The 19,878-nt window shown below is 44.7% G+C and carries 14 protein-coding genes; 4 read left to right on the top strand and 10 right to left on the bottom strand.

Features of this window, described 5'->3' with window-relative positions:
- Positions 1–8: 8 nt before the first annotated feature.
- Positions 9–1,970 carry an SMP-30/gluconolactonase/LRE family protein gene (locus tag A3Q3_RS0102215; protein WP_232418332.1) on the bottom strand — a complete coding sequence of 654 codons (1,962 nt, stop codon included), beginning with the start codon at positions 1,968–1,970 and terminating at the stop codon, positions 9–11.
- A 219-nt stretch (positions 1,971–2,189) separates the two neighbouring features.
- On the opposite strand from A3Q3_RS0102215, the gene A3Q3_RS0102210 reads away from it, so the two are divergent.
- Positions 2,190–3,116 carry an AraC family transcriptional regulator gene (locus A3Q3_RS0102210; RefSeq protein WP_020181937.1) on the top strand — a complete coding sequence of 309 codons (927 nt, stop codon included), beginning with the start codon at positions 2,190–2,192 and terminating at the stop codon, positions 3,114–3,116.
- Between the two features lie 81 nt (positions 3,117–3,197).
- On the opposite strand, the gene kdpE is transcribed toward A3Q3_RS0102210, so the two are convergent.
- Genes kdpE through kdpF form a run of 6 tightly spaced genes read right to left on the bottom strand, consistent with a single transcriptional unit; the run spans position 3,198 to position 11,329 of the window.
- Positions 3,198–3,890 carry a two-component system response regulator KdpE gene (kdpE, locus tag A3Q3_RS0102205; RefSeq protein ID WP_020181936.1) on the bottom strand — a complete coding sequence of 231 codons (693 nt, stop codon included), beginning with the start codon at positions 3,888–3,890 and terminating at the stop codon, positions 3,198–3,200.
- A 7-nt stretch (positions 3,891–3,897) separates the two neighbouring features.
- Complete coding sequence (locus A3Q3_RS0102200; RefSeq protein WP_020181935.1) at positions 3,898–6,645, bottom strand: DUF4118 domain-containing protein; 2,748 nt, start codon at positions 6,643–6,645, stop codon at positions 3,898–3,900.
- A gap of 42 nt (positions 6,646–6,687) precedes the next feature.
- Positions 6,688–7,314: a potassium-transporting ATPase subunit KdpC gene (kdpC, locus tag A3Q3_RS0102195; protein WP_020181934.1), complete on the bottom strand. Its 627-nt coding sequence runs from the start codon at positions 7,312–7,314 to the stop codon at positions 6,688–6,690.
- Between the two features lie 33 nt (positions 7,315–7,347).
- The gene (kdpB, locus tag A3Q3_RS0102190; RefSeq protein WP_020181933.1) at positions 7,348–9,429 is read right to left on the bottom strand and encodes a potassium-transporting ATPase subunit KdpB; all 2,082 of its coding nucleotides are present in this window, start codon (positions 9,427–9,429) and stop codon (positions 7,348–7,350) included.
- 23 nt (positions 9,430–9,452) lie between these two features.
- Entirely contained in the window at positions 9,453–11,240 is a 1,788-nt protein-coding gene (gene kdpA, locus A3Q3_RS0102185) for a potassium-transporting ATPase subunit KdpA (protein ID WP_026361697.1), read from the bottom strand.
- The gene (kdpF, locus tag A3Q3_RS14255; protein WP_020181931.1) at positions 11,240–11,329 is read right to left on the bottom strand and encodes a K(+)-transporting ATPase subunit F; all 90 of its coding nucleotides are present in this window, start codon (positions 11,327–11,329) and stop codon (positions 11,240–11,242) included. Before kdpF ends, kdpA begins: the two co-directional genes overlap by 1 nt.
- Positions 11,330–11,719: 390 nt before the next feature.
- Between kdpF and A3Q3_RS0102175 the strand changes: the two genes are divergently transcribed.
- On the top strand, positions 11,720–12,850 hold the full coding sequence (locus A3Q3_RS0102175) for a porin (RefSeq protein WP_020181930.1): 1,131 nt from the start codon (positions 11,720–11,722) through the stop codon (positions 12,848–12,850).
- A gap of 94 nt (positions 12,851–12,944) precedes the next feature.
- Here A3Q3_RS0102175 and A3Q3_RS0102170 read toward each other — a convergent pair whose 3' ends face one another.
- The gene (locus tag A3Q3_RS0102170; RefSeq protein WP_020181929.1) at positions 12,945–13,481 is read right to left on the bottom strand and encodes a hypothetical protein; all 537 of its coding nucleotides are present in this window, start codon (positions 13,479–13,481) and stop codon (positions 12,945–12,947) included.
- A gap of 158 nt (positions 13,482–13,639) precedes the next feature.
- On the opposite strand from A3Q3_RS0102170, the gene A3Q3_RS0102165 reads away from it, so the two are divergent.
- Positions 13,640–13,939: an HU family DNA-binding protein gene (locus tag A3Q3_RS0102165; protein WP_020181928.1), complete on the top strand. Its 300-nt coding sequence runs from the start codon at positions 13,640–13,642 to the stop codon at positions 13,937–13,939.
- Positions 13,940–14,145: 206 nt separating this feature from the next.
- Complete coding sequence (locus A3Q3_RS13515; RefSeq protein WP_198288900.1) at positions 14,146–15,096, top strand: sensor domain-containing diguanylate cyclase; 951 nt, start codon at positions 14,146–14,148, stop codon at positions 15,094–15,096.
- On the opposite strand, the gene A3Q3_RS0102155 is transcribed toward A3Q3_RS13515, so the two are convergent.
- Positions 15,089–18,220 carry an efflux RND transporter permease subunit gene (locus A3Q3_RS0102155; RefSeq protein WP_020181926.1) on the bottom strand — a complete coding sequence of 1,044 codons (3,132 nt, stop codon included), beginning with the start codon at positions 18,218–18,220 and terminating at the stop codon, positions 15,089–15,091. The two genes, A3Q3_RS13515 and A3Q3_RS0102155, sit on opposite strands and share 8 nt — an antisense overlap.
- 47 nt (positions 18,221–18,267) lie before the next feature.
- A complete protein-coding gene (locus tag A3Q3_RS0102150; protein WP_020181925.1) occupies positions 18,268–19,878 on the bottom strand; it encodes an efflux RND transporter periplasmic adaptor subunit in 1,611 nt (536 codons plus the stop codon).

The raw sequence follows: 19,878 nt of genomic DNA, 5'->3' as shown, positions 1-19,878 counted from the left end.
ACCTTTTTTTATTTGCTTGATATGGGTAATACCACCAGTTGCCCTGCTTTCATATCCGGCATCAGGATAAATTGCCCATCGATAGACAATGAAATATCTGCTGCAGATTGATGACCTTCTGTGAGTAATTGCGGTGTCGCTTTAGGTTCGCTCAATTGCCAAACCTTACCGCTTGCCCAATCGCTGACATATAAAACACCATTGGTATCGCGAACCAACCCATCTGCACCGCCAAATCCACTATTCAGCAACGTGACTTTTGCTTTTGGTTTGTTAGACGCACCATCAAAGGCAACCTGAAACAACTTGCCAGTACCAAAATCGGCAACCAATAGTTTATTAGGGCCATCCATCAGTAAGCCGTTAGGGCGTTTGATACCTGACTTATCATTGATGATTTGAATGACTTTTCCAGCAGGCGTGATTTTATAGATCGCCCCATGCTTGCCATTGTCATCGCCACTGTCTGAGACATAGACATTACCTAGACCATCAATTTCAATATCGTTCAGGAAGATTGGAGCATCCTGAAAGTCAGTTGGTTTCGCGATGACTGTCTTTTTACCATCTAAGCCAACACGCACTACCTGATTCACATCGGCCACGTATAGCTGATTGTTAAATAGATCAATGCCTTTGGGGTCATCTAGACCATCCGCAAGTGTCTTGGTAGAGCCATCGGTATTCAGTATGGTTACTTTACCATCACCATTCTTACCAAACTCACCAATTTCGGTGATAAACACACGACCATCCGGGTGGGCAATGGATGACTCAGGCATTTGCAAACCGGTTAATGTCTTGGTTGAACCATTCACTGCCTTAGCAACTGGTGCGGATTGCTCACCATAGCTGACACGGTAAATGATGTCATTATAATCATCAGAGACAAGCAGCGAGCCATCTGGCATTTGCAATACATCATTTGGGCGTCCCCATATTTCACCATTGGCTAACCAGCCATCAATAAAGACTTCGCTACTTTTTACTTGATGCTTGTCATCAAAAGTAACACGCATAAGCTGGTAGCCTACTGGTTTAGAACGATTCCATGAACCATGCTGCGCAATGATGGCATTGTTTTGATATTCGGTTGGAAACTGTTTGCCAGTATAAAATTTAAACCCTAAATTAGCGCTATGTGCTTGGAACTCAGTGGCTGGGAAAGCGACATTTTTAGGCGGCGTTTTGTCTTTCCACTCTGCCTGCCTAGCCTCTCCACCCGCAAAGAATGGGAAGCCAAAGTACATGTCTTTTTTGGGCGCTGCATTCAATTCATCATGGGGGATATCATCCCCCATCATATCCACCCCATTGTCGGTAAAGTGCAAGACATTGGTGCCCGGTTGAAAATCCATGCCAACAGAGTTTCTAACCCCTTTAGCAAACGTTTCTACATTGCTGCCATCCGGATTCATGCGAATAATACTGGCTTCAACCCCTTCAGGATTACAAATATTGCATGGGGCCCCAACCGTGACGTAAAGCTTACTGTCTGGTCCAAATGTAATATAGCGCCAGCCATGATGCGCCTTGTCTGGAAGTTTATCGTAAATCACTTCACGCATTTGCTTAAATGGCAGGCTCAAGTCAAAGTCTGGCGCTGCATAACGTGTGATTCTGCTTTGCTCTGCTACATATAAATTGCCATTGTACATCGCGACACCATTCGCAACTTTAAGGTCATCCATCATCACTACAACCTTATCTGCCTTGTGGTCCTTGTTTTTATCGACAACGGCGTAAACGTTATTTCCGCGCGTGCCAACATATACATTGCCATTCGTACCAAGCGCCATTTGTCGCGCACCTGGTACCTCAGCATAGATCTCCACTTTAAAACCCGGTGGCATATGGAGTTTACTTAAATTCGCCTCGACATCTGCAGCGCCAGCCATACTGGAAACCGCATGTAAACCTAATGTTGCAAGAATTACCGCACTCAATACTTTGTATCTGATTTGCATCATGCCCTCTTTTCAAAAAACGAATCGAATGTTCATTGCCAATGTCACTTTCTACATGTGTCAGTAGCTTAAGAACCTAACAGCAAGTGTAGATTTCCGCCATTAAGAACAAAATGCCTAAAATTCTTTATATATTGCCTATTCCTATTCTAATATGGACATTAAATATAAATTAATGCCTAATATACTGCACATTTATGACAGGCCAAATTGGAGTAAACCATGACACGCCAGCAGTCCATGATAGACCTTCTACTAAAACTTGCGCCTAACGAGGGCTACACCTTATCTATTTTGAATGGCGTAAAGTTTATGCGCGCTAATCGATACATCGCTAGAATGCCGGTGCTATACGAACCTAGCATTGTCGTTGTATTACAAGGAAAAAAACTGGGATATCTTGGCGATCAGGTGTTTCAGTATGACCCGCAACAATTTTTAGTGCTATCTCTACCCCTGCCTTTTGAAAGCGAAACCATAGGCACGATAGAAGAACCTATGCTGGCAATCTCCATTCGCATTAATCTCGCTGTGGTTGCCGAATTAGTACTGTCGCTAGATTCCGGTAATTCAGAATTAGGGTTTCCGCAATTAGGGATGGTTTCCACCGCATTGGACGACAAACTATCAGATGCCATCTTAAGGCTACTTGAAGTGCTGTCCTCGCAGCAAGAGTCTGAAATTCTAGGCGCATCGATCATGCGGGAAATTTATTATCGTGTACTCACAGGGCAACAAGGCGCAGCTATTCGAGAAGTGTTAATGCAACAAAGTCATTTCAGCAAGATAGGCAAAGCGTTGAAACGCATACATAGCGATTTTGCAGGCGACTTAAACGTATCTGCTTTGGCTGAAGATGCCAATATGAGCATAGCAGCATTCCATGCGCATTTTAAAGCCCTAACAGCAACAACGCCGATACAGTACCTCAAAACAACCCGTCTTCATAAGGCTAGACTACATATGTTACAAGACGGCATGAGCGCATCCACCGCATCTCGAAAAGTCGGCTACGAAAGCATTTCTCAGTTCAGCCGAGAATTCAAACGTTTCTTTGGGCGGACACCGATGGATGAAGTCGCTGAAATGAAAGTATCGTTAATTGCAATGCCTTCAGAAAACTCAGCTAAGTACGTGACTGTCAATTAGTCAATTAAGTGGCTGCTTGGGGACAAAGCGGACTTAACTAATCATTAACTGTGAGAGTCAACAGACTCTCCTTTTGATCGATTAAACGAATCTAAATCCGATGCCTATTTCAGTAATGAAATGTTCCGGTTGCGTTGGGTCGTCCTCTAACTTTTGTCTTAAGTGACTCATGTAAATTCTAAGGTAGTGCTCATTCTCAACATAACTTGGACCCCAAACTTCTTTTAATAACTGTCGTTGCGTGACTACGCGACCAGCATTTTTAATTAATTCTGAAAATAGCCGAAACTCTATAGGGGTAAGGTGCACGAGCTGATTATTCTTAGTCACGAGCCTTTTTGGTAAATCCACATTAATATTACCAAAATCATAAATACCGTGATGACTTACTTCACCCACCATGTTACTGCGCCTCAACTGCGCACGTAGTCTTGCAATTAGCTCTTGCGTACCAAACGGTTTGGATAAAAAATCATCTGCGCCAGCGTCCAACGCGGCAACCTTTTCTTGCTCTTGTGTGCGGGCCGATAAAATAATGATGGGGATATTGCTCCAATTTCTGGTTTCTCGGATGACCTCTAAACCATCAATATCTGGCAAACCTAAATCCAAAATAACGGCATCTGGTTTTCTTGTGCCGATCTCAATCACCCCCTTTTTACCAGTCTCACTAGAGTAAACAGTGAAACATTCACTTTCTAAGGCAGAGGAGACGAAGCGACGAATCTGCGCATCATCCTCGATTAAAACAATATTTCCCGAGTGATTAGTCATGGATACCTCAATGTTCCTCAATCTGTGGCAATGCTGGCGGTGTACCTAAAGGTAGCGAGAATGTGAATATTGCACCCTGCGGCAGTTTGTTCGATGCCCATATTTTTCCTTGATGCGCTTCTACAATACTTTTGCAAATAGACAATCCCAATCCAACGCCTGTATTCGAAGATTCCTTCTCGCCACGGGTAAACTTCTCAAATATTTGAATTTCAGCGTGCTTAGGTAGCCCTGCACCATCATCAGCGACTGAGATCAACATATCGTGTTTATTTGTTCTAGCGCTGATGTAAATTTTGCTGTCCGCGCTTGTGTATTTAGCGGCGTTATCTAATAAATTACACAACACTCTATCTATTAGAATTGCGTCGTATTCAACCAAAGGTAAGTCAACGGGCAAATCAATCACTACATTTCGTTTACCTAAGATTTCTTTCATCGTACGAAGCGATGTCCCTACAACTTCTTCCAATACTTGCCATTGTTTATTCAACCTCACTTTACCAGACTGCAACCTTGCCATATCAAGTAAGTTGATGACTAGATTTTTCATGCGAATAGACTGACTATATAACATCGAAATATACTCGTATCGCTTGTCTTTCAATGGCGTTTCTTGCTTGAGCCAGCTAGCTGCTGCCACAATTGTGGTAAGTGGCGTGTTTAAATCGTGTGAAATTGCGCTGAGCACGGAGTTTCTCAAACGCTCCGATTCCATTGAAACAAGCGCTTGCTGTGCAACCTCTACATAATGCACGCGTTCAATAGCAATGGCAATTTGTGAGGCAAACGTCTGCAGCAATTGTCTTTGCTCTAGCAAAATGCTTGTCCTGCTGCCTTTAAACAAAACATTACTCGGAAAAATCACTAAAACACCGCGTGTTCTCATTGGGGCTTGCAGGGGAATATATAGCGCTGGTGTAGAAGGTAAGGTATCAGTGCCCAGACCAGCTTGTTGCTGGTGGTCATATACCCACTGTGCTATTCCCAAATCGACAGCCAGCTGATGATTTTGGTCTTGTATTTCATGAGGTGGATCTTGCTTGTTTTGAAGTGGCATGACTACTTTTTCATCGCCATTAGGAAGCAATATGCATACTTTAGATTTAAAAATACCAGTTAGTTGATGCGTGCTAATTTCAATGATATGGTTTGCTGTCAATGCAGAAGCCAAAGCCTTTCCTAAATCATAGAGTGTTTGGCTTCGCCGCTCTCGGTGCATGGCTACCATCGCCTGATAACGTAAGTTCGCAGTCAAATTACTCACCACTAGAGCAACAGTCAGCATGACGCCAAAAGTGAGTAGGTATTGGGTATCGGATACACTGAATGAGAATCTGGGTGGCACGAAAATAAAATCAAACGTAGCGACACTTATAAAGGATGAGAAAATACCTGGTCCTCTGCCGTATCTAGATGAGATTAAAATCACACCTAACAGATACAACATCACTACATTGGCCAATTCAAAATACTGCATAAGTAGCGTCGCAATCAATACAGTTGCTACACATACCATTGCCGAAACATAATAACCAGTATAAGCAACCTCGTGAGTTGAAACTTCAGCTTGGGATGCGTTTTTTGAATCGGTATATTTTTCTGCTAATGTGCGTTCTCGCGACACAACGTGAATGTCGATGTCGGTGGCTAGGTGAGTGATATCGTCTACAACCCCGGGGTAAATCAGTCGCTCGATAGCAGAGCGATTCGATTTTCCAACCACAAGTTTGGTGACGTTTTTGTTTCTAGCGTAGTTAAGTATGACTTCTGCAACATTGGTACCACTTAGCGATGCAGCTTCAGCGCCTAATGTCTCAGCAAGTTTAAGTGTTTTTGCAATAATACTGCGCTGCGTTTCTGGCAGCCGTTGCAACTTGGGTGTCTCAACGTACACAGCCAGCCAATCGGACTTTAAACTCTGCGCTAGCCTTGCCGCCACTCTGACAAGTCTTTCAGCTTCTGCATCCGTGCCCACACATACTAACAAACGATCTTTAGTCTGCCACACTTGGCTAATTGCACTGTCATTGCGGTACTCACGCATTTGTGAGTCCACACGATCGGCAGTTCTTCTTAATGCCATTTCACGCAAAGCTATTAAATTACCTTTGCGAAAAAAGCTTTTACCGGCACGTTCTGCTTGTTGCGCTTGATACACCTTGCCTTCTTGTAGCCTCCGCAGTAGTTCATCTGCAGGGAGGTCAACCAATGTAACTTCATCCGCCATATCAAACACTTTATCCGGAATGGTCTCATTGACGCGAATCCCTGTTATTTGACCAACCACATCGTTGAGGCTTTCGATATGTTGCACATTTAACGTGGTAAACACATCAATGCCTACGGATAACAGCTCCTCCACATCTTGCCAGCGTTTAGGGTGGCGTGAACCCTCAACGTTGGAGTGTGCTAACTCATCCACCAGAATAAGCGATGGTTTGCGTGCTAATGCCGCATCTAAATCAAATTCTGTTAAGTCTTTCTCTCGATAAGCCACCTTCTTCAATGGCAACACTTCTAGATCACCAAGCTGGGCTGCTGTTTCAGCTCTACCATGCGTCTCTACAATACCGATGATGACATCTGTGCCGTCTTGCTTGATTGTCCTTGCTGCTGACAGCATGGCAAAGGTTTTACCCACGCCAGCACAAGCACCAAAAAATATTTTAAGTTGACCTCGTTTTTCACGCTCAGCCTCCTTATTGATTTTTTCTAGTAACTGGTCTGGATCTGGTCGTTCATCATTTGTCATAGGTGTAATTGCTATCACATATTTATAAATTACAGCAGCGTACTATGGTTGCACTATGCTATCTAAAGCTAAATTTAATTGTAATACATTCACTCTAGGCTCTCCCAAAATGCTTAGTTGCCTCGATTCTGTATGGTTATCAATCATCTGTTGAATGCTTTCCGCGCTCAAGCCTCTTGCCTTTGCAACTCTGGTTAGCTGATATTGCGCGGCTGCGGGACTGATATGTGGGTCTAACCCACTTGCCGAGGCCGTCACTAGATCTACAGGAATTGGCAATTTGTTATCAGTATCCGCCTCTCTTAAAGCAGCTATGCGGATTTTGATTGCATCTGCAAGCGCTGGGTTAAGTGGTCCTTGATTAGCACCAGAGGATGCGGCTGCGTTGTAACTATAAGGCCCTGTGGCAGACGGCCTACTCCAAAAGTATTTTGCTTCCGTGAAATTCTGTCCGATGAATGAAGACCCGACAACGATCCCACCTTTTTCGATAAGAGAGCCATTGGCCTGAAATGGCATCCACCACTGTCCAACCACTGTTGTTACCAGTGGGTATATGACACCCGTGATGATGGTCAATATCACAAACAGCATGAGTGCTGGCCTTAGTGCTTTAAGTACCAACTTGAAACTCAATGTATCGCTATGACCGCTTAATGTTTCTTGCATGATTTTTCCTTCACTTTGCTCACTATGAATAAACTAGGCTAAACCTAAAGCCGTTAACAACATATCAATGATTTTGATCCCAATAAAAGGAACAATTAACCCCCCTAAGCCATAAATTACCAAGTTTTTACGCAGCAATTGTTGCGCACCAATCGCGGTATAGCTCACGCCTTTAAGTGCCAATGGAATCAACACAATAATAATAAGCGCATTGAATATCACCGCCGATAAAATGGCCGAATTCGGACTGGTCAGCTGCATGATATTCAACGTATCTAACTGTGGATAGGTGCTGGCAAACGCAGCTGGAATAATGGCAAAGTATTTAGCGACATCATTGGCGATACTGAATGTAGTTAATGAGCCTCGGGTCATCAGCATTTGCTTACCAATTTCTACGATTTCAATTAATTTAGTCGGGTTTGAGTCCAAATCCACCATATTGCCGGCCTCTTTTGCCGCTTGCGTACCTGTATTCATGGCTACCGCCACATCCGCTTGTGCCAGTGCAGGCGCATCGTTCGTACCATCACCGGTCATGGCGACCAACTTACCTTCTGCCTGATGGTCGCGGATTAACTTCAATTTAGCTTCTGGCGTTGCTTCCGCTAGAAAGTCATCCACACCTGCCTCTGCTGCAATCGCCGCAGCCGTGAGACGATTGTCGCCAGTAATCATAATGGTAGAAATGCCCATGCGTCGCAGCTCTGCAAAACGCTCTTTAATACCGCCTTTTACAATGTCTTTAAGTTCAACCACTCCTAATACTTGACTACCATCGCTAACAACCAATGGTGTGCTGCCTCGACGTGCTACCTCATCCACTTTTTGAGTAATATCGTTTGAAAATTCGCCGCCTAAACTTTCCACGTGTGATTGAATAGCGCTGGCTGCACCTTTACGAATCTGACGTTGATGTTCACCCTCTTGTAAATTAACGCCACTCATTCTCGTTTGCGCTGTGAATGGCACAAAGTTTGCACCAAGTGACATCACATCGCGCTCACGGATATTAAAACGATTTTTCGCTAGCACAACGATACTTCGACCTTCTGGGGTTTCATCCATCATGGATGCGAGTTGTGCTGCATCTGCTAACGTTTGCTCAGTAATGCCCGCAGCAGGAATAAAAATAGACGCTTGGCGATTACCTAAAGTAATGGTGCCAGTTTTATCTAACAGCAGTACATTGACATCCCCCGCCGCCTCTACTGCACGGCCAGATGTCGCAATCACATTGGCCTGCATCATACGACTCATGCCAGCCACACCTATAGCTGATAATAAACCAGCAATTGTTGTGGGAATTAAGCAGATTAATAAAGAGATAAGTACTGTCACGCTTGGCGGACTCCCGGCACCTGCAGCGTTTACACTAAATAAAGAAAATGGCATTAGCGTGACTGTTACCAACAGAAACACAATAGTTAATGTCACCAGTAAAATAGTGAGTGCAATCTCGTTTGGCGTTTTCTGACGTTTTGCCCCTTCAACCATGGCAATCATGCGATCTAAAAATGCTTCACCTGGATTAACCGTGACACGCATAACTATCCAATCAGATAGTACTTGTGTACCGCCAGTCACGGCACTAAAGTCTCCGCCAGATTCTCGAATGACGGGTGCAGACTCACCAGTAATTGCGGCCTCGTTCACGGACGCTATTCCCTCAATCACCTCGCCATCCGCCGGTATCATATCACCGGCCTCAATCAAGAGAATATCTCCTTTTTGTATGCTATTGCTGTCTGTAATGGTGACCGCAGCATCTCTGGATTCATTCGCCAGTTTTTTGACGACGACATTCTTTTTAGCACTTCTGAGAGAGGCTGCTTGCGCTTTGCTACGTCCTTCGGCCATCGCTTCTGCAAAGTTGGCAAACAACACAGTAAACCATAACCAAATGGCCACGGAGGCAATAAAGCCTAACGATGATTCTGAATGACTAAGCAAGGCCTGAATGAGCAAAGCGGTTGTCAGCAAGCTACCAAGATATACAACGAACATGACAGGGTTGCGCCACTGTATTTGAGGTGCCAATTTTTTAAATGAATCTACAATAGCGGGTTTGACTAGCGTAGGGTCTAACAATGATTTGATTGCGGGACTAGACATGGTGTTATCCTAAAATGTATCTTTTAAATATTAAGCATCTGTAATTGTTCAACCACAGGGCCAAGTGCAAGCGCTGGTATATAAGTTAATGCCCCTACCAGAATGACCGCCCCTATCAATAAAATGACAAACAATGGCCCGTGTGTTGGCATAGTGCCCACACTCACTGGAATACGTTTTTTTGCCGCCATAGAACCTGCTATTGCCAACACAGGAATAATGATGCCGAAGCGACCAAAGAACATCGCTACCGCCAACAATGAGTTGTAGAATGGTGTGTTGGCAGATAGGCCTGCAAAAGCACTACCGTTGTTGTTTGCAGCCGATGATAAAGCGTAGAGCACCTCACTAAAGCCATGTGCGCCAGGATTGGCAATACCGACAACGCCATCAGCAACGCTTACTGCAAGGGCGGTACCCATCAACACCAGCAACGGAGTGACCAATATAATGAGCGCGGTCATTTGCATCTCATAGGTTTCGATTTTCTTACCTAAATATTCGGGTGTGCGTCCTATCATTAATCCTGCAATAAATACCGCGAGTACAGCATAAATCAACATGGTGTAAAGACCAGAACCAACCCCTCCGAAAACAACTTCTCCTAGCTGCATTTGCCACATCGTCACTAATCCACCAATGGGCGTCAGTGAGTCATGCATTGCATTGACTGCACCGCATGAAGCTGCTGTGGTAATGGTGGCAAATAATGCAGAACTAACGATACCAAAACGCGTTTCTTTACCCTCCATGTTGCCGCCAGATTGAAGTGCGAAACCTGATTCAGAAACCACCGCAGTTTGATCTGCACCATTTGCAGTAAGCACTGGATTGCCTGATTGCTCTGCCCATAGCGTCGCAGCTACCATCACGATAAAAATGATGAACATCGCGCTAAAAATTGCCCAACCTTGCCGCTTATCACCGACCATTTTGCCGAATGCAAAGCACAATCCTGCTGGAATTAAAAAGATGGCGAGCATTTCCAGAAAGTTTGATAGCGGCGTCGGGTTTTCAAACGGATGTGCTGAGTTGGCATTAAAAAAGCCACCACCATTGGTCCCCAACATTTTAATCGCCTCTTGAGATGCCACCGGCCCCATAGCAATGGTTTGCGTATTAGTCGTTTGGGTAATGTCTTTACCCGCTGCATCTTTTGTAATGTAGCTGGTTGGATTGATCGTTGTCACTTCTTGATAGGCATCAAAATTTTGAATGACGCCCTGCCCAATGAGCGCAACCGCCAGCAAAAAAGATAAGGGTAATAAGACATATAAGGTCGAGCGTGTGGCATCGACCCAAAAGTTACCGATTGTTTTAGACGTATGTCGGGCAAAGCCTCTAATCAGCGCGAACAACACAGCAATACCTGTAGCCGCAGATAAAAAGTTCTGTACGGTTAATCCCAACATTTGCGTGAGGTAACTCATGGTTGCCTCACCAGCGTAACCCTGCCAGTTAGTGTTGGTGACAAAACTAATGGCCGTATTGATTGATGAATCCACACTGACAGCCGGGAACTGTTGTGGATTGAGAGGTAAATTTAATTGCCAGCGCTGTAAAAAATAGATGAAGATTGCGCCTACTACATTAAAAATCATTACTGCAACTGCGTATTGCCGCCAGCCCATCTCACCTTCTGGTGATGTACCAATGAGCCGGTAGATTGCCCGTTCAACTGGCCCACCTACTTTATTGATAAATTTACATTCACCATGCATTACGGCTGATAACCACAAACCCATGGGCTTGGTGAGTACCAAAAGCGTTATAAAAAACAAACCCACTTGAACAACCATATTTGAGAGCATTAGAAGTTCTCCGGATTAAACAATACGTACATCAAATAAATCAGCACAAGCAAAGCCAATGCACCACTGGCCCAAAGCATTACATTCATTTTTCATCCATCCAATTCAACAATAAATAGATCACCCCATAACAACAAATGAGATAAATGCAAATCAAGACAGCGCTGTAAAAATACATTTGATTATGTGATGAAGTTTGTGATGAGCGAATGGTAGGCTTCGCGCAGTAAAAATGTCGTAATAAGTCTGCGCAGTGGTGTAAAAAAAGTGTAAAGATTAAAGATAGCGCGCTGACTGATTGTGATGCATTGCACACCAATCATTGGAATAACGCTCGATATTTACAGTTTTTTTATATCGAGTCACCATAGTTTTACAACTGTTTAACACCTGACAAGATAAGCTAGTTATGTATCGCAAGTGCTTTGAATCAACACAATTGCGAACATGAAAGTTAAACAAAAGGGATTATGGAAAGTATGAAACTGTTAACAAATATTAGCGCCCTCATTGGCATAGCAAGCTGCACTTACCTCACGATAGCTCAAGCCAGTGAAGAGGATGTGACAATACAAACGCCGCAATTTCAAGGCGCCACTCAACAAGCACCTATTGATGTTCGTATAAGTGGTTATCTGGAAACCTACTATCTGCATGATTTTAATCGCCCCACAGGTGATATTCGGCCTGGCTTTACTTATAGCCACAATGTCACAGACAAACCCAGTATTAATCTAGGGCTTATTAAAGCGAGTGTAAATACTGAGCGCATGCGAGCCAATTTGGCTTTAGGTTCAGGCACTTACATGCGCGCTAATTACGCATTAGAGCCTAGAGACTTACAAAAGATATTCGAAGCGAATGTTGGGTTAAAGCTTACTGATAACGTGTGGCTGGATGCAGGTGTGATGCCCTCACACATTGGATTTGAAAGTGCCATTGGCTTAGACAATTGGACGCTGACCAGAAGCATGCTGGCGGATAACTCGCCTTATTTTGAAACAGGCGTAAGGCTTTCTTATACCTCAGACGATGGCAAATGGTATGCCAGTGGCTTACTATTGAATGGCTGGCAACGCATTCAAAGGCCAGATGGCAATACAACGCCAGCAATCGGCCATCAACTCACTTACAAACCCAACGCAAACATTACCCTTAATAGCAGTTCATTCATTGGTAACGATAAGTCAGATAACGATAGAAGAATGCGTTATTTCCACAATTTTTATGGCCAATATCAATTAAATGATCGATGGGGTCTCATTACAGGGTTTGATATTGGTGCTGAGCAAACTGAGAGAAACAGCAAACGCTACAACGTGTGGTTGACGCCTATTGTGATTGCAAAATATACCTACTCGGATAAGTTGAGTCTGGCTGTAAGAGCAGAATATTACCAAGATAAAGATGGTGTGATTGTCACCACTGACACACCTAATGGCTTTAGAACATTCAGCTATTCAACTAATCTTGATTACAGGCTATCCAATAATGTTGCGATTAGAGCAGAGCTGAGGAAATTTCACAGTCAGGACAAAATCTTTGAAGATAATGACGGGCTTTCTGATGAAAGTCTAACCGCGACTACAGCAGTGATTTTTAATTTTTAATTTAAGTTGGTTGGTTTAGTGATGGAGGAAGTCATTGTTAGGCCTGCTTTGGGGATTCTGCCGGACAGGATATAGATGACATTCACTACACGCTTCAAACACTCGCCAAACGCATTCTGTCAATTTTCTCGACCACTGCTTGATAAAGATCATGGTCGGAATCAGGGTTGTTGCGGTCTGGATGATTTGCACTACGGATTTTTTTTAAATGCGTTAAATCATCTGGCAAATCATGTACTTTGGTTACGCGGTCACCGTTTTTTGCCATCACTCGCTGAAGTTCAGCTTCTGCAGCTTCGCGCGTGTCATATATTATCTTGCTACCTAAGCGCCAGTTGCTCTGGTTTTTGCGTGGGGATAGCTTTTCCTTACCATCAAACCAGAACCATTGGCCGGTATCCGTATCCCGTTCAAAGTGAATGGTGGTAATTCCATACGTATAAACGGGCGGTTCGATTTCATTGGCTAGTAAATTGATGATTTTGCCAACCGTTGCCACCGAAATAACATAATACGCGCCCAGTGCATGTGGGCTAAACGCACTACTGAGGGTTGGCGCAGGCTTGCTGCCGTTACTTGCTGAGTTCAATTCAGCCATTCTGGCTAGCGCTCTGCGTTGTGCGTTGGTCACGGGAAATGCTCCTTAAATGTGTAAATAAATGCGCAAACTATGTAAATGCGCCCTGTTATGCAGTTTTCTATTTGACCTTAACTAACTTGTGCTTTATTGTCGCATCACCCCGTTTGATAGGGTTTCATACGATTAACTACCAAGTAGAGGAAATACAGATGGCTACAACAGAAAAAAAAGTAATTATTGGAAAATCAGAATTAGTGGAGTTATTGGCAAGCAATGGCCGCAACAAAAAAGAGGCTCAAGAAGCGTTAAACGATGTGTTGGCTGTGATTACTGATGCCTTAGCAAAAGGCAATGATGTGAACATCATCGGCTTCGGTAAATTCAAAGTAACGCATAAACCTGCTTACGATGGCCGTAATCCTGCAAATGGCGAAACATTGAAAATTGCTGCAAGTAACCGCGTAAGCTTTTCAGTAGGTGCTTCACTTAAATCTGCAGTTAATAAATAAGCATTATACAGGTTGAAAAGCCCTTTTCGCAGGGCTTTTTTGCCAGATATTCATACTTGCAATCTAAAGCAAATATCAAATTGAAATTGATTGATATTGCTGAAATAAGCTACACATGCAAGTTTGATACCATGAGTTGGGCTTAAGATATAGGCTAAGCTTGCCGATATTTACCAACAAAATGAAGAAATATGGATCTACCCAAGATGGAAAATCATCAAACAGCAACAGCCTCCTCTGCACACCCCAACCCCCATCAGCAAGCACATGATTTTCGTTGCATGGTCGAAAATAGCTTAGACCTCATTATCAAAGTGAGTTTAAGCGGCCATTACACCTATGTGAATCCTGCATTTTGTGCACTATACGGTATTGAAGCTAACAACTTGCTAGGACGGCACTACTCAGAGGATGTAGTAGAAGATGATCGAGCCATGGTTGATGTGTTTTTTAATCAATTATTCACTCCCCCTTATGCGGTCAACTTTACACATCGAGAGAATACTGCGCGAGGTATACGCCGTTTGGAATGGACGGGAAAAGGCTTAACTAACGCACAGGGTGAATTAATTGAATTTGTTGGTATTGCGCGTGATGTGACAGATCGTCTTGATTTAATCGACAAGCTATCACAGCAAGCCAACCATGATGATCTGACCGGGCTGGCTAATCGACGTTTTTTGATGAAGCAAGCCCATTTGGAATTAGCGCGTGCTAAGCGTTATCAATATCCGCTATCTCTGTTTATGCTAGACATAGACCATTTTAAAGCGGTGAATGACCAATACGGACACCTATCAGGCGATAACGTTTTAAAACAATTAAGCCAAGTAATGCAATACATATTACGTGAGCATGATTTAGTTGGGCGTATCGGTGGTGAGGAGTTTGCCGTGCTATTACCAGAAACAGATTTAGAAGCTGCGCTAGCGATTGCCGAGCGACTAAGGCTAGCAGTTCAGGAATATTCCTTTAGGTTGTTACACGACACCCCGATTGCACTGACAGTTTCCATTGGTATAGCCAGTTCCACTGAAGTAGCACAAAACTTTGAAAAGCTATGGCATGAATCTGACATGCGCTTGTACCAGGCCAAAACTTTAGGGAGAAACCAAATATTTCCAGTCATCACAGCGCTCACTCCCCAGCCTAGCTAAAATTAAGTTTACTTCGGTGGTAAACCAATCGATAAAGTAAAGGTAGCACTAACAGCGTCAACAATGTTGAAGACCATATACCGCCTATCACGACAGTTGCCAGCGGCCTTTGCACTTCGGCACCCGTGCCGGTCGCAATCGCCATCGGGATAAAGCCGAGTGACGCTACCAGCGCCGTAATTAAAACAGGCCTTAAACGACTCAAGCTACCCTCCTCGATGGCCGTGTCTAGTGGTTTTCCTTCTGCTAATAACTGGCGAATAAAACTGATCATGACTAAGCCATTCAGCACCGCCACGCCAGATAAGGCAATAAAACCAACGCCGGCAGAAATGGATAGGGGAATATCTCTTAACCACAGCATAAGCACACCGCCTGTAAGCGCAAATGGAATACCGGTAAATACAATCAGGCCATCTCTAAAGTTATTAAACATGGCATAAAGCAATACAAATACCAATAACAATGCCAACGGCACTACCACTTGCAAGCGCTGGCTTGCAGACTGCAATTGCTCAAAAGTCCCGCCCCAGTGCATCCAATATCCCGTGGGGATTTTTATTTCCTGCTGCACACGTTGCTGTGCCTCTGCCACGTAAGAGCCAATGTCGCGGTCACGCACATTGGCGGTAATCACCACATTACGTTTTCCATTTTCGCGACTAAATTGGTTTGCACCAGGCGCAATGTCAATACTGGCTACCTCGCCAAGCTGCAAGTAAACAGGTGTCTCCGTTTTGCCGTTGATGTTAATCGGTAGCCGTTTGAACGCTTCTATATCCGCCCTAGCCTCTTCTGGTAGTCGAACCACAATTTCAAATCGCCTATCCCCCTGAAATAGGGTGCCGGCTTCGCGACCATTCATTGCAATAGAGATGGCATCTTGTACGTCCGCAATATTGACCCCCAACCTTGCAATCTTTTGGCGGTCAATATTCACGGTTAGCATGGGCAGGCCCGTTGTCTGCTCCACTTTGACATCTTCACCACCTTGAATACTAGATAACACTTTGGAAATTTCTTCTGCTGTCGCATGCATCACTTGCATATCATCACCATACACTTTGACGGCTACATCGCTGCGCACGCCTGATATCAGCTCATTAAAACGCATTTGAATGGGTTGCGTAAACTCATAGTTATTGCCAGGCACCTGTTGCACAGCTTCTTGCATTTGTGCAATCAGCGCGCTTTTGGTCAAGCTAGGGTCAGGCCATTCTGATGTGGGCTTGAGCATAATAAAGTTATCTGCAACACTCGGTGGCATTGGGTCAGTGGCGATTTCTGCGGTACCTAGTTTGGCAAAAATGCGATCCACTTGTGGAAACCCTTTGATTGTGTGCTCCAGTTCTTTTTGCATTTCAACAGCTTGTGTCAGGCTGGTGCCCGGGATACGCAGTGCATGTAACGCAATATCGCCTTCATTTAAACTGGGGATAAACTCGCTGCCCATGCGGCTAGCTAACAAGCCACTTAATAGCACGGATACCACAGCGATTGTCAGCACCAAGGCCTTATTGACCATTGCCCATGTCAACAACGTTAAGTAACGCTTTTTAGACCAGCGAATCAGCACCTGCTCTTTTTCTTCGACTTTACCCGTGATAAAAATGGCAACGGCTGCCGGGATAAACGTCACTGAAAGCAGCATCGCACCAATCAATGCAATGACGACCGTAAATGCCATCGGATGGAACATCTTGCCCTCTATGCCCGTCAGTGCAAAGATGGGCAAGTACACGGCCATAATAATCAGCTGGCCGTACACCAATGGTTTTCTGGCTTCTTGCGCAGCAGTAAACACCTCGGAAAAACGTTCTTGCTTAGTCAGTGGGCGGCCCAAACTGGTTTGCGCATGCGCAAGCCGTCGCATGCAGTTTTCTACAATCACCACTGCACCATCGATGATAATGCCGAAGTCCAAGGCCCCTAAACTCATCAAGTTTGCACTGACCTTGCCTGCCGCCATACCAGTGAATGTAAAGAGCATGGCCAGTGGGATGACGAGCATGGTAATCACGGCTGCACGCATATTACCTAGAAAAATAAACAGCACCACAATCACCAATAACGCGCCTTCCAATAGGTTGGTTTTGACGGTATTAATCGCTTTATCGATCAAGGTCGTGCGGTCATAAACTGTTTTTGCAACAATCCCCATGGGTAAGGTTTGGTTGATTTGTGTGAGTCTGGCTTCTACCGCGGCAGATACTTTGCGGCTGTTTTCCCCTGTGAGCATAAACACCGTACCTAACACTACTTCTTGGCCATTTTCAGTGGCAGCGCCATTGCGTAACTCACTTCCAATCACCACGTCAGCCACATCTTGGATACGTACCGGAACACCTGCTTGCGTATCCACCACAATGTTACCAATGTCTTCTAAACTGCTGACTTGGCCAGGCACACGAATCAAGTACTGCTCACCTGATTTTTCGATATACCCTGCGCCAATATTGGCATTGTTATTTTCCAGTGCCGCCACCAAGTGATTCAGTGTCAACCCTCTGGCCATTAAACGGTCTGTGTAAGGTGCCACTTGGTATTGCTTGACGAAACCGCCGACCGTATTGATTTCATTGACGCCGGGCACATTGCGCAATTGCGGCTTAATAGTCCAGTCTTGAATTTCACGTAAATCCATAGGCGTATACGGTGTGCCATCTGCTTTTAAAGCACCCTCTTTCGCTTCAACCGTCCACATAAATATTTCACCAAGGCCAGTCGACGTGGGCCCCATTACAGGCAAAATACCAGCGGGCAACTTCTCTTTCGCCTGTTGTATCCGCTCGTTGACGAGTTGGCGTGCAAAGTAAATATCCATACCCTCTTCAAACACAACGGTGACTTGCGATAAGCCAAAGCGTGAAACTGAACGCGTTTGTTCTAATCTAGGCAACCCCGCCATTGCTGTCTCAATTGGGTAGGTCACTCTTTGCTCAGCCTCCAGTGGTGCATAGCCTGGGGCTGCGGTGTTTATTTGCACTTGAATATTAGTAATGTCGGGGACAGCATCAATAGGCAGCGCTTTGTAACTAAAGAAACCCACTATGGCGATAGCCAATGCAATCAGCATGATGAGCCAACGCTGATCAATGGCAAAACGAATCAGCTTTTCAAACATAGCAGCACTCCTTCGATTGGATAGTTTCTTGCGTCAAGGTGGCTAATTTAATGATCATGACTAGCCCCTGCCTTACCAATATCTGCTTTAATCAAAAAACTGTTACCTGCCGCATACTTATCGCCCGCTTGAATACCCTCCAACACCTCAACGTACTTATCATCTCGCCGACCGAGCACCAGAGGTCTGGCTTCAAAATATTCACCATAACGGCCAAACACCACAGACCAATCTCGCAACGTTTGTATGCCCTCTACAGATACGGCCAGCGGCACCTTTACTTCATCGGAAACAAGTACGACATTGACTGGCAACCCTGGCAGCCAAATACGGCCAGCATTATTTAACACCACACGCGCCATCGCGGTACGAGACTGCTCGCCAACCAAAGCGCTGACGTAAGCAATCACGCCAGTAGTTTCTGCTGCAAAGGCGGTTGCTTTAATGGTAACGGTTTGGCCGACCTTTACCGTGTTGATGTCTTTGGCATAAATCACCATCTCGGCCCACACGGTAGATAGGTCTGAAATCTCATAAAGGCTATCTGTCTCACTGACTACTTGACCTTGGCTGATTTGCTTATTGGTCACCACACCATCAATTGGGGAGCGGATATCATAGCGTGTGAGTCCTTTGCTGCTGGCACTCGCGCCTATGGCTACCAGCCTTTGCTGTAAGCGTTGCACAGTAATTTCTGCCTCATGCAAGTCATTCTGCGCTTGCAGATAATCTTGCTGAGCAGAGACTTTTTCCTCCCAAAGTTGCTTCTCTCTGATGTAGGTTGTACGCGCTAACTCCATCCGTTTTTGTGCTGCCAATAAATCACTACGCATATCTGCAACGGCTTGGCTAGACACGCTGGCCAGCACTTGGCCTTTATGCACTTTGTCGCCAGCGTTCACATTGACCGATTCCACAATACCGCTGGCGCGTGATACTACTTGTACGCTTTTGTCTGCATTGCGCTTGATTTCACCCAGTAAATTTAATACAGACTTAATGCTTGCAGGCCCTGCTGTCAGCACCTCGATACTATTCAACGTAAGTTGCTTATCACTCACTTGCACTCTTGCCTCCACTTGATCGTAAGCAAACTGATAGTGTTGGTTGTTGTATTGCGCAGTGATATTGACCTTAAAAGAATGTGGCTCTTCAACCACCGCATTACTTTTGAGGTAGTCATTCTCTTTCTCAAACTTAAACACTTCTGGCTTACGTCCCAATCGGTCCAATTCAATGCTGACGGTAGAGGCTTCCGGCGCGAGTGCTTGACCATCTTGATAGGCATATATCCTGAATTCTGGCGGTACGTTTTGTTCAAAAATAGTCACTTCCAAGCCATAGCCGGCTTGCGTAAAGAGTTTGCCGCCATGTGGCCCCTTTAATATTTCATGCGGTTGTGCCTGATGTTCATGCGCATCGTGTGGCACGCTATCACTTGTAGGCAAAGGCAAATGGTCTTTTTCATGGTTGTGTCCCGGCGCACCATGTTGGGGTCTGGTATCCGGCGCTGAAGACATGCTTTCATTTGTATGCCCATGCTCTTCATCCATAGCTTTAGGTTTTTCAGTGCTTAGTATCCATATTGCCAATATCACGCCAATGGCAATCACCGCAAAAATGGCTACGATTTGTTTGTTTTTGTGTATGAATCGCAT

The organism is Methylotenera sp. 1P/1 (assembly GCF_000384355.1).
Taxonomy (GTDB): domain Bacteria; phylum Pseudomonadota; class Gammaproteobacteria; order Burkholderiales; family Methylophilaceae; genus Methylophilus.
The sequence above is the reverse complement of the archived record's forward strand: the minus strand, read 5'-3'. Positions and strand labels throughout refer to the sequence as shown.

Coding starts and splice junctions, on each gene's coding strand:
- A3Q3_RS0102215 (WP_232418332.1), bottom strand. CDS start 1,970: ATGATGCAAATCAGATACAAAGTATTGAGTGCGGTAATTCTTGCAACA.
- A3Q3_RS0102210 (WP_020181937.1), top strand. CDS start 2,190: ATGACACGCCAGCAGTCCATGATAGACCTTCTACTAAAACTTGCGCCT.
- kdpE (WP_020181936.1), bottom strand. CDS start 3,890: ATGACTAATCACTCGGGAAATATTGTTTTAATCGAGGATGATGCGCAG.
- A3Q3_RS0102200 (WP_020181935.1), bottom strand. CDS start 6,645: ATGACAAATGATGAACGACCAGATCCAGACCAGTTACTAGAAAAAATC.
- kdpC (WP_020181934.1), bottom strand. CDS start 7,314: ATGCAAGAAACATTAAGCGGTCATAGCGATACATTGAGTTTCAAGTTG.
- kdpB (WP_020181933.1), bottom strand. CDS start 9,429: ATGTCTAGTCCCGCAATCAAATCATTGTTAGACCCTACGCTAGTCAAA.
- kdpA (WP_026361697.1), bottom strand. CDS start 11,240: ATGCTCTCAAATATGGTTGTTCAAGTGGGTTTGTTTTTTATAACGCTT.
- kdpF (WP_020181931.1), bottom strand. CDS start 11,329: ATGAATGTAATGCTTTGGGCCAGTGGTGCATTGGCTTTGCTTGTGCTG.
- A3Q3_RS0102175 (WP_020181930.1), top strand. CDS start 11,720: ATGAAACTGTTAACAAATATTAGCGCCCTCATTGGCATAGCAAGCTGC.
- A3Q3_RS0102165 (WP_020181928.1), top strand. CDS start 13,640: ATGGCTACAACAGAAAAAAAAGTAATTATTGGAAAATCAGAATTAGTG.
- A3Q3_RS13515 (WP_198288900.1), top strand. CDS start 14,146: ATGGAAAATCATCAAACAGCAACAGCCTCCTCTGCACACCCCAACCCC.
- A3Q3_RS0102155 (WP_020181926.1), bottom strand. CDS start 18,220: ATGTTTGAAAAGCTGATTCGTTTTGCCATTGATCAGCGTTGGCTCATC.
- A3Q3_RS0102150 (WP_020181925.1), bottom strand. CDS start 19,878: ATGCGATTCATACACAAAAACAAACAAATCGTAGCCATTTTTGCGGTG.